General features: G+C 39.2%; 15 protein-coding genes and 1 tRNA gene. 7 read left to right on the forward strand and 9 right to left on the reverse strand.

The annotated features are described in order from the left end of the window. Positions 1 to 202 precede the first annotated feature (202 nt). Entirely contained in the window at positions 203 to 922 is a 720-nt protein-coding gene (gene aqpZ, locus ASE55_RS04610) for an aquaporin Z (RefSeq protein WP_056216107.1), read from the forward strand. A 47-nt stretch (positions 923 to 969) separates the two neighbouring features. On the opposite strand, the gene ASE55_RS04615 is transcribed toward aqpZ, so the two are convergent. The 5 genes from ASE55_RS04615 to ASE55_RS04635 form a co-directional block, all read right to left on the reverse strand. Further along, entirely contained in the window at positions 970 to 1,518 is a 549-nt protein-coding gene (locus tag ASE55_RS04615) for a hypothetical protein (protein WP_056216108.1), read from the reverse strand. 33 nt (positions 1,519 to 1,551) lie between these two features. Beyond that, positions 1,552 to 2,538: an acyltransferase gene (locus tag ASE55_RS04620; protein ID WP_056216110.1), complete on the reverse strand. Its 987-nt coding sequence runs from the start codon at positions 2,536 to 2,538 to the stop codon at positions 1,552 to 1,554. 162 nt (positions 2,539 to 2,700) lie between these two features. Then, on the reverse strand, positions 2,701 to 3,501 hold the full coding sequence (locus ASE55_RS04625; protein ID WP_056216113.1) for a UDP-2,3-diacylglucosamine diphosphatase: 801 nt from the start codon (positions 3,499 to 3,501) through the stop codon (positions 2,701 to 2,703). Positions 3,502 to 3,525: 24 nt separating this feature from the next. Next, the gene (queD, locus tag ASE55_RS04630; RefSeq protein WP_056216115.1) at positions 3,526 to 3,972 is read right to left on the reverse strand and encodes a 6-carboxytetrahydropterin synthase QueD; all 447 of its coding nucleotides are present in this window, start codon (positions 3,970 to 3,972) and stop codon (positions 3,526 to 3,528) included. A 109-nt stretch (positions 3,973 to 4,081) separates the two neighbouring features. After that, the gene (locus ASE55_RS04635) at positions 4,082 to 4,465 is read right to left on the reverse strand and encodes an acyl-CoA thioesterase (RefSeq protein ID WP_056216116.1); all 384 of its coding nucleotides are present in this window, start codon (positions 4,463 to 4,465) and stop codon (positions 4,082 to 4,084) included. A 138-nt stretch (positions 4,466 to 4,603) separates the two neighbouring features. Here ASE55_RS04635 and ASE55_RS04640 point away from each other — a divergent pair, with 138 nt between their 5' ends. Continuing rightward, a complete protein-coding gene (locus ASE55_RS04640; RefSeq protein WP_056216223.1) occupies positions 4,604 to 5,257 on the forward strand; it encodes a ComF family protein in 654 nt (217 codons plus the stop codon). An 80-nt stretch (positions 5,258 to 5,337) separates the two neighbouring features. Here the strand turns inward: ASE55_RS04640 and upp are convergent, their stop codons facing one another. The 3 genes from upp to ASE55_RS20615 form a co-directional block, all read right to left on the reverse strand. Continuing rightward, positions 5,338 to 5,991: a uracil phosphoribosyltransferase gene (gene upp / locus ASE55_RS04645; protein WP_056216118.1), complete on the reverse strand. Its 654-nt coding sequence runs from the start codon at positions 5,989 to 5,991 to the stop codon at positions 5,338 to 5,340. 81 nt (positions 5,992 to 6,072) lie between these two features. Next, positions 6,073 to 7,383: a ribosome biogenesis GTPase Der gene (gene der, locus ASE55_RS04650; RefSeq protein ID WP_056216121.1), complete on the reverse strand. Its 1,311-nt coding sequence runs from the start codon at positions 7,381 to 7,383 to the stop codon at positions 6,073 to 6,075. Between the two features lie 94 nt (positions 7,384 to 7,477). After that, positions 7,478 to 7,669: a hypothetical protein gene (locus ASE55_RS20615; RefSeq protein WP_056216123.1), complete on the reverse strand. Its 192-nt coding sequence runs from the start codon at positions 7,667 to 7,669 to the stop codon at positions 7,478 to 7,480. A 62-nt stretch (positions 7,670 to 7,731) separates the two neighbouring features. Between ASE55_RS20615 and ASE55_RS04660 the strand changes: the two genes are divergently transcribed. The 3 genes from ASE55_RS04660 to ASE55_RS04670 all read left to right on the forward strand — a co-directional run bounded on the left by ASE55_RS04660 (position 7,732) and on the right by ASE55_RS04670 (position 9,427). Next, a tRNA-Gln gene (locus tag ASE55_RS04660) sits at positions 7,732 to 7,802 on the forward strand. 737 nt (positions 7,803 to 8,539) lie between these two features. Next, the gene (locus ASE55_RS04665) at positions 8,540 to 9,001 is read left to right on the forward strand and encodes a heme-binding domain-containing protein (RefSeq protein ID WP_056216125.1); all 462 of its coding nucleotides are present in this window, start codon (positions 8,540 to 8,542) and stop codon (positions 8,999 to 9,001) included. Between the two features lie 12 nt (positions 9,002 to 9,013). After that, positions 9,014 to 9,427, forward strand: coding sequence for a thiol-disulfide oxidoreductase DCC family protein (locus ASE55_RS04670; protein WP_056216127.1), 414 nt, complete (start codon positions 9,014 to 9,016; stop codon positions 9,425 to 9,427). Between the two features lie 139 nt (positions 9,428 to 9,566). Here ASE55_RS04670 and ASE55_RS04675 read toward each other — a convergent pair whose 3' ends face one another. Continuing rightward, entirely contained in the window at positions 9,567 to 10,997 is a 1,431-nt protein-coding gene (locus ASE55_RS04675) for an alpha-amylase (RefSeq protein WP_056216129.1), read from the reverse strand. A gap of 190 nt (positions 10,998 to 11,187) precedes the next feature. Here ASE55_RS04675 and ASE55_RS04680 point away from each other — a divergent pair, with 190 nt between their 5' ends. Further along, positions 11,188 to 11,874: a DUF4290 domain-containing protein gene (locus ASE55_RS04680; protein ID WP_056216131.1), complete on the forward strand. Its 687-nt coding sequence runs from the start codon at positions 11,188 to 11,190 to the stop codon at positions 11,872 to 11,874. A 2-nt stretch (positions 11,875 to 11,876) separates the two neighbouring features. Continuing rightward, positions 11,877 to 13,184 (forward strand): UDP-N-acetylglucosamine 1-carboxyvinyltransferase, encoded by a 1,308-nt coding sequence (murA, locus tag ASE55_RS04685; RefSeq protein WP_056216133.1) that lies wholly within the window; start codon positions 11,877 to 11,879, stop codon positions 13,182 to 13,184. The last annotated feature ends 80 nt before the right edge of the window (positions 13,185 to 13,264 follow it).

Below are 13,264 nucleotides of genomic sequence, written 5' to 3' on the forward strand. Positions count from 1 at the left end.
AATAACTTGATATTATATAAAAATAAATTCGATAGAATAATTAATTTATCCTTAATAACGTTAAGTAATTAATTTTTGTACATTCGCTTTTTAATAATAACTTGATATTATATAAAAATAAATTCGATAGAATAATTAATTTATCCTTAATAACGTTAAGTAATTAATTTTTGTACATTCGCTTTTTAATTAAAAATAACAAATGATGATTTCAAAAACTTCAAAATTCGTGGCAGAAATGCTCGGAACAATGGTTCTTGTCCTGATGGGCTGCGGAAGCGCAGTGATCGCGGGCGCAGACGGCACTACAGGCGTCGGTCTTCTGGGAATTTCCTTCGCATTCGGCTTAAGTGTAGTCGCCATGGCTTACGCCATCGGGCATATTTCAGGGTGCCACATCAATCCTGCTATTTCAATTGCAATGGTGGCAGCCGGAAGAATGAAAATGGCAGAAGCGGCAACGTATGTGGCTGCCCAGACGATCGGCGCCATCATCGGTGCCGGAATCCTTTACGTGATCTTTATCAATCATCCGGGTGCAGAAATGAAGCCCTGGGCATTAGGCTCCAACGGCTGGGGAACCGGCTATATGGATGCTTACAACATGACCGCCGCCTTTGTTGCAGAATTTATATTCACTTTTATTTTCCTGATGGTAATTTTGGGAGCGACCTCAACAAAGAACATCAACGGAGGTTTTGCAGGCCTGGCCATCGGATTTTCCCTGGTCCTGATCCATATCGTAGGCATCAAGGTAACCGGGGTTTCGGTAAACCCGGCGAGAAGTATCGGGCCGGCAGTTTTTGCAGGCGGAGAAGCCCTTTCCCAATTATGGCTGTTTGTTACGGCTCCTGTTTTAGGGGGAATTGCAGCCGCTTTCACTTATAATCTGCTGATGGAAAGGCCGGAACGGATAAAATAACAGTAGCCTTATCAAAAACAAATCCTGTCTGAAAATAGACAGGATTTTTATTTTAATTTCTTGATATCAAAAGGATTCCTGAAAATCAGTTCTTCATGTTTACCTTTGATTTCCAGTTTCCTCTGCAGTAAATTCAATGCCATTTTCCGGATGAAGAAATCTTTGTCAACCAGTTTCCAGTAAGAATCTTCATGTACGCGTTTTGGACTCCGGATCATGTAAAATTCGGTGGCCCAGGAATCTACATTGTGGTAAAACTCAATAATCCCGCAATGGTCAGGGATTAACGAGTGGTCTACCATCCCCATCGGAAGCAAAAAGCTGAATGCATTGCAGATGTAATCTCCACAGCATATTTTATCGTGTTTTAAAAACTTTTCGCCTGTATTAATATTGGTATAGGACTTTTTAAAATCATTTTTAAAGTCACTTTTTGAGAGTTTGATCTCAATCTCATGGCTGAACCCTTCAGCATCAACAATAAGTATATCGGCTTCCCAATCGGCATGGAAATGATTGGTCAATACAATTTCCTTCTCAAAATTGCATTGAGAATGGATGAATGCATGCACTAACTCTTCAATTTTCACTTTCATAAATCCTTAATCTGAACTTTAAAATCAATTAAACTACGAAACCAAAAGGCTGCACCCGCGGATATCGGAATGATCAATCCTGCCCAATACCTGGAATTTTTTTCCTATCATTTTCCCTAAATCCTGTGTTGCAATAAATGAGCAGGAATGAATATTGGCCAGATCAATAATGTTAATTGCCCCGGTTCTCCCCTCTTTTTCATAAGCAAATGGGTCTTCGGCATTTCTTACCATAATTTTCATCCACCCCGGGCATTCATATTCATTATTTCCTAAGGAATATGCCTGTGAAAGCAGTTCGGTCATGGAATATTCGGAATAAATCTTATCTGTTTTAAACCCGTGCTGCAAAATTTTCAGCAGTTCGCCTTTCGTCATTTCTTCTTTCCTTCCTTTCATACCGCCTGTTTCAATCACTACTAAATTTTCAAGGAAACTGAGCGGTTCCCCGTTTTTTTCAGAGTGGCAATAATCCAGGAAATCCAGTAATGCAAATGATACTCCGAAAAGAATTACTTTTTTATCTTCTAAGGTATTCAGCAGGTTGAATAAATCTGAATGGTTGTACAGGAAATATCCGTTTTCCGGCTGAGCCGATTTTTTCATCAGGTAGTCCACCATATAAATGAGAGACGAATTCTGCCGTTCCAGATAGCTGGGCAGCAGACCCAGAAAAATAAAATCTTCGGGTTTGCCTATAAACTGTTTAAAGCTTTTATAAATACTTTCTTCATAGATTTTTTCATCAGCAATCCAATGCTTAGACAGGTTCATTTTTGTGGTCCCGGAACTCTGGAAGAACAGATCTGCTGTTTTATTCTTATCTAAAATCTGATGGTTCTTAAACATCTCAATCGGCAGGAACGGAATTGTTTCCAGGCTGTTGACTGTTTCCGGGCTGATCTTTAAATAGTCTACGAACTTTCTGTAAATCTCAACATTTTCATACTGGTACCGGAACATCTCCAGCGAAGCTTTTAAAAAATCCTGTTCTGTCTGTATATTGAATATATTTTCCACTTAAATAGTAACTTTTGCAGTCTTGTTATCAATCAGTTAATATACCACCTGTTGTTTTTAATCTTTTTTTAATGTAAAAATTAAATTTTCGGTCAGATTATTGTAATGATGTAGGCGGAATATGGATTAAAAATAAGGGTGAATTTATTTCTACCCGCTGAATTACCTCTTTATGGGGTAATTTTTTTTTGTACTTTTTTCAAAAGTTTTCAGTTCAAACTCATGTTCAAAAACCCCGTAGGTAAAGTAGGAAATCCAGTCTCCGAGGTTGATGTATTTTGCGTTCTGACCGAGATCAAGAACCATGGGAAGGTGCCGGTGTCCGTAAATAAAATAATCAATCTGCTGGGTCTTCAGCTTTTCTTTGGAATAGATAATCAGAAATTCTTTGTCTTCCCCTAAAAACGCTTTGTCTTCATCCCCGGAAATCATTTTATTTTTCTGAGACATATATAAAGCGATCTTCATTGCCACATCGGGATGAAGCCATTTGAAAAACCATTGTGCTACAGGATTGGTAAAGACTTTTTTCATTCTTTTATATCCTTTGTCTCCAGGTCCGAGGCCGTCTCCGTGAGCCAGCAGAAACTGCTTCCCGCCCATTTCGAAATACTGTTTTTTATAGAAAACCGTACACCCGATTTCTTCTTCCAGATAATCTTTCATCCAGAGATCGTGGTTCCCCACAAAGAAATAAATATGGATCCCGCGGTCTTTCAGTTCCGCGATTTTCCCTAAGACCCGTACGTATCCTTTCGGGATCACATGTTTCCATTCATGCCAGAAATCAAAAAGGTCGCCCATTAAAAACAGCACCTGTGCATCATGCTTGATCTCGTCCATCCATCGGATAAAAAGCGCCTCCCGCACCTTGCTTTCTTTTGGCGTAGGGGCACCGAAATGCTGATCTGAAGCGAAGTATACTTTTTTTCCGGGCTCTAAATTAATGGTTGTCTTTAACACCTTTTATATTTTTGCTGAACAGAATTACTGGTTATCTTCCGCAAACCATTCCCCGTAAGAGTTTTCGGTTTCATGAAGTTTCAGGTAAGCCAGGGAAACTCCTTCCGGAAGGCTTCGTTTTATTTTTGAGGCAATGGCATACAACATATTTTCGCAGGTCGGCTGGAAGCTGCAGTAGATTACTTTATGTCCTTTATTTTCAAGATCTTCTCCCAATTCACGGTGCGGCGTCAGTGCATTGATTAACACGGCATGGTCCCAAACATCTACAATCTCAGATTTTACGATACTTTTGATATCACTGAAATCCACCACCATCCCGTTTTTCGGGCTATCCAAATCATTAACAGGCTTTCCTTTTACCGTAACAAACAGCTTATAGGAATGTCCGTGCATATTCTTACATTTCCCATCATAATTATACAGCACGTGAGCCGTCTCGAATGTAAAAATTTTTGTAATACGTATCATAATGCAAAGATAAGGAATTTGGTTTGTTTCATTGATCTATTCCGCGGAGTGAAAAATCTGATCTGCAATACTCAAAGCGGAAGCGGTTCTGAAAATTTTGAATGAATACTTAAAGTTTGTCCAGCCACTCACTGTCGAGCCTTTTAATTTTCATCGTTTCTTTATCAATAAAAATCCAAAGCGTCAGCGAGTCCACCACCAGTTCACCATTGCGGTAAAACTCAACTTTCCTGGGCTGGCGGATGCCCTCGGGAAGCTTGGGATACGTCTTAACGGTAATAATATCCCCTAAGTAGACCTGTTTTTTGTATTGGATATGATGATCAAGGAGCATCCAGATGTCGTTGGGATATCCCAGCTGATGTTTCACGGAATCCCAGTGCTCAACGGCAATCTCTTCGACCCAATGGACATACTGAACATTGTTTACATGGTTATTCCCGTCAATATGCTGTTCGGTTACCGATATTTTCTTCTCATAGATCAAACTCATAATCAAATATAAAACTTTTAAATTTTATTTTCCATATTCATGTTCATTATGCAGGCAGAAGGAATCAGTAAAGATAATATTCAGGGTAATTTTGCTCAGTTAAGGAAAATACTTAATTTTAGTATCAAATACACACAAATGATTTTAGACCTGCTCTTTCCGAACCGCTGTCTTGAATGCAACCGGATTATTGACAACGACTTACTGGTTTGTAGCCTCTGTTTCGGACACATCCATTTTACGCATCAGGCATATTCTGACCTTACGTATATTAAAGAAAGGTGCAAGCTGCTGTTTCCTGTAGAACAGGCTTTTGCCCTTATGAAATTCGAGAACGAAAATGTAAGCAGGAAAATAATTCACGAATTAAAATACAAAAGCAGGGAAAAAGCAGGGAAAGTTATTGCCGGCTGGACTGCAGAACGGCTGGATTTCCAAGATGAAAAACCGGATATGTTGGTAACTGTACCGCTACACCCGAAGAAGTTAAAGGAAAGAGGATACAACCAGCTGCATTTATTTGCTGAAACCTTATCGGAATTCTACAATATTCCTTTTGACCATGACTTACTTAAGAGAAACCATTATGCAAAAGCGCAGGCATTAAAGGACAAACAGCACCGGCTGGAAACTGAAAATGCATTTTCCGTTACGAAAGATATTTCAGGTAAGCATATTTTACTGATTGACGATGTATTTACCACCGGAAATACGGTAGCCAATATAGCCTGGGAAATCCTGACGGCAGGAAATAATAAAGTGAGCGTTCTGGTAATGGCTGTAGATATTTAATGCATTTTAAATACAGGTTTATAATTTCAATGCTAAAATCTAAACCGGTATTAAATAAATCTCCGAAACCTTTACATTACTTATCTCTGAAGTTTTTCTCCGTAGCTTAAGTCGCCCGCATCCCCTAATCCCGGGGAAATATAGCCTTTTGAGGTCAGGCCTTCATCAATCGCTCCCACCCATATTTTTGCATCAGGATAAGCTTTTCTGATGGCTTCAACGCCCTGTCCTGAAGCAATGGCAGCAACCACATGAAGCTGGGAAGGGTTTCCGTTGGTCAGCAGATCTTTAATGGCTTCAATTAAAGAAGCACCTGTTGCCAGCATCGGGTCTGCCACAATCAGAGGCCTTCCGTTGATATCCGGGCAGGTTAAATAATCCTGTTTGATCGAAAAATAATCGTTGGCATCGTGCTTTCTGTATGCGGCGACAAAACCGCAGTCTGCTTTATCGAAATAATTCAGAATCCCTTCAAACAAAGGAACTCCGGCTCTCAGAATGGTTGTAATTACCGGCTGAACGGCAATTTCTCTTGTTTTGATTGTATCCAAAGGAGTCTGGATTTCAATTTCTTTATGCTCCAGGGTTTTACTGATTTCAAAAGCCGCAATTTCCCCGATCCTTTCCATATTTCTGCGGAACCTCATCCGGTCATGCTGAATTTCTACGTTTCTGAGCTCATTGATCCAGGAGTTTACAAGTGAAAATTGTTCTGATAATACAATGGTATTCATTATTGAAAGCTTTATCTAAATTTATAAAAATTTAAGTAAGAATAAAATCCCTTTCAGAAAAATCTGAAAGGGATAGTAAAATTATTTCTGTCTGAAATAGACTTCGATCGGAACACCGGTAAATCCGAATTCTTTTCGCAGCTGGTTTTCAGTAAATCTTTTATAAGGTTCTTTTACATACTGCGGAAGGTTACAGAAGAACACAAACTGCGGTGACGGCGTAGGAAGCTGTACACAGTATTTGATCTTGATGTATTTCCCTTTGTTGGCCGGCGGCGGCATGGCTTCGAAAATCGGCAGCATTACTTCATTTAATTTGGAAGTCTTGATTTTCTTTTTACGGGCTTCATACACTTCCATCGCCAACTCAACGGCTTTCAGGATTCTCTGCTTGGTCAGCGCTGAAATAAATAAGATCGGAATATCATTAAACTGGCCGATTTTATCTTTGATCTGGTTTTCGAAATCACGGATGGTATTGGTCTTTTTATCTTCAATAAGGTCCCATTTGTTAACCAGTATTACAATCCCTTTTCTGTTTTTCTGAGCAAGGCCGAAGATATTCATATCCTGGGATTCCCAGCCCTGAGTAGCATCTACCATGATGATCACCACATCAGAATACTCAATGGAACGGATAGAACGCATCACGGAATAGAATTCCAGGTCTTCGGAAACCTTGGACTTTCTTCTCATCCCGGCCGTATCTACCAATACAAACTCGTGTCCGAATTTGTTGTAAAGGGTCTGGATACTGTCTCTGGTCGTTCCTGCCACATCGGTTACAATATTTCTTTCCGCATCAAGCAAAGCATTCGTTAACGTGGATTTTCCCACATTCGGGCGGCCGGCAATGGTAATTTTCGGCAATCCTTCAAACGGATCTTTATATTCTGTAGTCGGGAAATCTTTAACGATATCATCCAGGACTTCGCCGGTTCCGGATCCTGTTGCAGAAGACAGGGTATAATATTTTTCAATTCCCAACTGGTAAAATTCTGTAGCTGCCACTTCTTCTTTTGAAGAATCCACTTTGTTAATTACAATGTAAACAGGCTTATTGGACCTTCTTAACATCTCATGAATTTCATAATCTGTATCGGTAAGGCCTTCTTCCACATTCAGCATGAAAATAATTGAAGTAGCTTCATCAATAGCCAGCTGAACCTGTTTGGAGATTTCCCCCTGGAACACGTCATCATTATTCACGTCATACCCTCCGGTATCAATTACTGTAAAATCTACTCCGTTCCAGTCGGATTTCCCGTAATGACGGTCTCTGGTAACACCGGCTGTAGAATCTACGATAGCTTCTCTCCTTTCCAGTAAACGATTAAAAAGTGTTGATTTTCCTACGTTGGGACGCCCAACGATTGCGACAATATTCGACATAAAAATGTTTAATAATCCCTCGACTTAGCTCAGGATGGGTTATTAATGGGTTTCTCCAACTTTTGGAGCCCAATTTTTTGCAAAGATAAGATTTTTATTTAAATTGATTTTCAGCAGGAAAGAGAAATAACCTGCCGGATAAAAACATAAACTCCAATCCATCCTTAGCGTCCTGCTGTAAGGAAAACATCAGCTCAATAATTTTTTTTTGAACTTCAAAAATTTTGATTAAAATAATTATTTGAATATCAACAAATAACACGGCCAGCACCGGATTTTCCCGCATTGACATCTTGTTCTGACTTTTATATTTAAAATAATTTCAATAATTTTGCCTCATTGAAACAAAGACCCATGGTGTAGCGGTAACACTACTGATTTTGGTTCAGTCATCTGGGGTTCGAATCCCTGTGGGTCTGCAATAACCCAAAGCAATCATCTGAAATCAGTTGATTGCTTTTTTATTTTACACTTGTTTCGGCTATTGTTAAATTAGTCAAAATACAACAATTCTATTATTATAGTCTGTTTAGTTTATTTCATAAAATAATTTCTTACAGATTAAGGGGTTGCAAAAAATTTTCCATGCATTTAATTTGCTAGAATTAGAGTTAAATAAATTTTAAGTTCTTATAAAATTACAATAACAAGATTTAAACAGTCTTTTTAATAACAATCATTACAGTGACTTTTATCAACATACTCTTTATTCCCTCCTGATGACAGGTAATAACAGCCTCCTTTTTCACCTATATGTAATCTATGTCCATTATATGAACAAGATTCTGAACTACCGGATCCATTTGATCTTTCACATGAGCAAACAACTATTGCCAATAGAGATAGTAAAAATAATTTTTTCATGGTTTTCATTTTAATGATGTTATATATTTAATTTCGTAAAAATATAACATCATCTTAGTCAAAAAATACGGTTAACCATAATAGAAATAAACTCCAATAAGCTAATAAGCAGCTGTTTTTTTTTATAGATAGTCATTCATAAAGCAGAGTTTATTTATTAAAATGCTACTTACTATTGTAATTATATCTGTAACTTTTATAAATCATTTCCAAGTTCATCCTTTTAAACGCTCACCACTACTCTAATAAAATTTGATTAACTTTATCTGTTGATAAACATGAACATCTGAATATGAAAAAAGTACTGATCATCATTCTTGTAGCATTCGTTATGATTCAATTTTTCCCGATTGATACAACAAACCCCGCTCCTACTCCCGGAATGGACTTTTTAAAAATAAAAAATACCCCGCCAGAAATTGCAGGAATTATTAATGCTTCCTGTTATGACTGCCATTCCAATGAAACCAGATATCCGTGGTACGCGCATATTTCACCTGCTTCATGGCTTTTGAAAAACCATATTGATGAAGGAAGAAAAAATTTGAATTTTTCCACATTTGCTGTTTATGAACCGAAGATACAGGCACATAAATTGCAGGAATGTATAGAAATGGTTGAGCATAAAGAAATGCCTCTCGAATCTTACTTCATCGGACATCAGGATGCAAAACTGACTGATGAACAGAGGAAAATCTTAACCGACTATTTTAAAAAAGAAAAAAAGGAAACAGAACGGAAAATGTCGTTCTAAAAAAATAAGATCATGGAGAGCAACTGGCAGAATAAGCATATTGTATTTTTTGACGGAGACTGCGGGGTCTGCAATTTCTGGGTACAATGGATTTTGGAGAGAGATAAGAATGACCAATTCATGTTTGCATCGCTTCAGTCGGATTTCGGACAGAAGTTTTTATCTGAGCGGGGCCTGAATACCAAGGTTTTTAATACGATGTATTTATGGAAGCCCGATCAGTATTATCTGGAAAAATCCCAGGCGGTTTTAAAGATTGCCAATTTACTGGGCGGCGTGTATAAGCTTTCTGCAATCGGGAAAATTATCCCCCGTTTTTTAAGCGATAAAGTATATGATACCGTTTCTGAAAACAGAATGAAACTCGCCAATCAGAAATGTTATCTGCCGACACCGCACGAAAGAAAGAAATTTATTGAAATCTGAATTTGCAGATTACCAATTAGCTGCTTTAATACGTTCTTACTATAAATTAAAAAAGACTGTTTCAACAACTGAAACAGTCTTTTTTAATGCTGAAAATTCAGTAATCTATCTACCCAGGTCAATAAAAACACATCATAAATCACTGGTTTAAAGACCATACAGAATAAGAATTCGGGGCGCACTGTATCTTTACCCATTTGTCATTCTGCGTCGTAGGATACCAGCCGGAGCTTCCTGTAAAATCTTTGATCTGCTGGTTTGCCCAATTGGTCTGTACCCATCTTTCCTGCCAGCTTGAAGAATTGTTGATGTATACCACCAATCCCGGATTTCCATTGTAGCCGTTTCTCCTCGCAACATATTCATCGTTGTCAGTATACAGGATTGAAGTTGTGCCGGTTGCTTTATTGTTATGGATCCAGATCAGGTTATTGAGCCGTTCTTTATTCAGCCATTCTTCATAATCCCGGTAAAAAATGGTGGGATATCCTTCATGGGTAAGAATATAAGCATACGCCAGCATTTTTTTCCCGATTACATCCGTATCATGGTTCGTGACGAATGTTACGGCTTTGTAGGGATTCCTTTTCCACATCATATCATCATTCAGTATATTCAGGTTACCATTATCAAAAGCTTCATCCATTTTATAATACGCTGCAAAATCAAAGACGGAACTGTTGGCATTATTGGCCCAGGATTCTAACGTATTGACATTGGAATCCCATAACTCCCCTACCGAAAAGCCACCGACATTTGAGTTCCAGTTGTTCACCACCCAGGCTCCGAAACCTTTGACATAATCAAACCGCCAGCCGTCAAACTTCATGGTATTTTTATAATATTTCCCCACGGAATCATCCCTTCCCCAAAGCCAGTCCTGAACATACGGATTGGCATGGCACAGATCCGGAAAGCCTCCGAAGGCACCCTCATCATTGGTTCCGTAAGCATTTTTGTAAAAATCATTGTAGCTTCTCGGGAATTTTCCTGAAGCAACGCCTGAAAAATTCGTCCAGGTATTGAATCCTGCATAAGGATTGTATTCAGACTGCCCTCCGCTGTTGTGGTTAATGACAATATCCGCGTACACCTGTATATTTTCTGCATGGGCTTTTGTGATTAAAGCTTCCAGTTCCGCTCGTGAACCGAAGCGGGTTTCAATGCTTCCGTTTTGGTTATAGTTCCCGAAATCATAATAATCTGTAGGGTCATATCCCATTGAATACGGCCCGTTCTGCGCTTTGGAAGCAGGAGGCAGCCACACTGCACCGATACCGGCATTTGACCAGTCGGTAATTTTTCCCTTCACGGTATTCCACCAGTTCCCTCCATCCGGAACATCCCAGTAAAAACCCTGCATAAGGACACTCCCTCCGGGCCCGGCAACAAATTTTGAATAGGCAGATGCCCCTGTACTGAAAGGCCGGCCGTCATGATGAGTAACATCTACAGTTTTTTCATGAGCTTCAGGCCGTTTCAAGGTTTCGGCTATCATTTCGTCACTGCTGCTGCATGAACTGATAAAAGCGGCCGCCAGCAAGGAAAGAAGGTAATAGGGTTTATTCATATCTAAAGTTTTAACTGTTAAACTATTACCTAAATTACAAATTTATCAGACAAATTCTTACACCGGTGAAATATTTTTTTTATTCTTAAACATTGCCCGGTAAAATAACGGTTTGAAATATTCATTAAAAAATCATAAACTTTAAAGATTTTCGGTACAATTTTTCCATTATTGCATATATTTGCAGACTATGGAATACAATACCCAAAAAACCCAGCTTCAATTGCCTGAATACGGCAGAATTATACAACAGTTGGTTGAACGTTGCAAAGAGCTTTCTACGAAGGAGGAAAGAAATGAAATGGCGATGGCAATTATTGATTTTATGGGTCAGAGAAACCCGCAGCTGCGCGACGAAGACAATTATAAACATAAACTTTGGGATCATCTTTATATTCTGGCAGAATACGATCTGGATGTTGATTCTCCTTATCCGTTCCCTACCATGGAACAGCTTGCCGAAAAACCGAAAAGAATGGAATATCCCAAGCTTCAGGGCGACTTTAAATTCTACGGGAAAAGTATTCTTCAATTGATAGAAAAAGCCATCGAACTTGAGGAAGGCGACGAAAAAGAAGCCCTGATCGAGGTGATTGCCAATAACATGAAGAAGTCTTACAACGTATACAATAAAGAACACGTAACGGATGATGTAATTTTCCGCCATCTGAAAGAACTTTCAGAAAACAGGCTGGATCTTACCGGAATAGACAGTCTGGAGAAAAGCAAGATTTATTATTCCAGCAACACCAACCGCAGCAACAGCAATAACAACAACAACAATAACCGGAGCAACAACAACCGGAATAACCAGGCCAACAACAAAAGAAGACATAATAACAATAACACCAACAGCAATCATAAAAACAGAAAGTAGACATGAGTGGAACATTTCAGATAAGAGGAGGAAAAAGACTGCAAGGTGAAATTACTCCACAGGGAGCAAAAAATGAAGCTCTACAAATCCTTTGTGCCGTTTTATTAACTGATGAAGAAGTCAGAATCAAAAATATTCCGGATATCCATGATGTAAACAGGCTGATTGAAATCTTAGGCGATTTCGGTGTAAAAGTGACTAAAAACAGCCAGGGTGATTATACGTTTAAAGCTGATAAAGTTAATTTTGATTATATCAAATCTGACGAGTTTAAAAAAGACGGGGCCAAACTGAGAGGCTCGATTATGCTGATGGGACCCATGCTGGCGAGATACGGTGAAGCCTACATGCCGACACCCGGTGGTGACAAAATAGGGAGAAGAAGATTAGACACTCACTTTCAGGGTCTTGTAGAACTGGGTGCAGAATTTAATTATGATGAGGAAGAGTATTTTTATTCATTAAAAGCTACTGAACTCAACGGGAAATTTATCCTGCTGGAAGAAGCTTCCGTAACAGGAACCGCCAATATTGTGATGGCCGCCGCTCTGGCTAAAGGCAAAACAAGAATTTACAATGCAGCCTGCGAGCCTTACCTTCAGCAGCTGTGCAAGATGCTGAACAGAATGGGCGCGCAGATTTCAGGGATCGGTTCCAATTTACTGACTATCGAAGGTGTAGAACATCTTCACGGCACCGAGCACACCATGCTTCCGGATATGGTGGAAATAGGATCCTGGATCGGCCTTGCTGCCATGACAAAATCTGAAATCACCATTAAAAACGTAAACTGGAACCAGCTTGGCGTTATCCCGAATACCTTCAGGAAATTAGGGATTGAGCTTGAGCAGAGCAATGATGACATTTATATTCCGGCCCAGGAAAATTATAAGATACAGAAATTCATCGATGGATCTATTTTAACGATTTCCGATGCGCCGTGGCCGGGTTTTACTCCGGATTTGCTATCCATTATTCTGGTAGTAGCCACTCAGGCAAGAGGAAGTCTTCTGATTCACCAGAAAATGTTTGAATCCAGATTATTCTTTGTTGATAAGCTGATTGACATGGGAGCACAGATCATTCTTTGCGATCCGCACAGGGCAACCGTGATCGGACTTAACCAGGAAACTCCGTTAAGAGGGACCACGATGGTTTCACCGGACATCAGAGCAGGGAACGCGCTTCTTATCGCAGCTCTTTCTGCAGAAGGAAAATCAATCATCCACAATATCGAACAGATAGACAGAGGATATGAAAATATCGACGGCAGGCTGAAAGCGATTGGCGCTGATATCGAAAGAATCTAATTTTACCATATAAAAACCACCTTTTCCGGTGGTTTTATTTTTACTGATTTTACCCGAATTAAAAACGGCTGTCAAAATAA

It is taken from the genome of Chryseobacterium sp. Leaf201 (assembly GCF_001421435.1).
Taxonomy (GTDB): domain Bacteria; phylum Bacteroidota; class Bacteroidia; order Flavobacteriales; family Weeksellaceae; genus Chryseobacterium.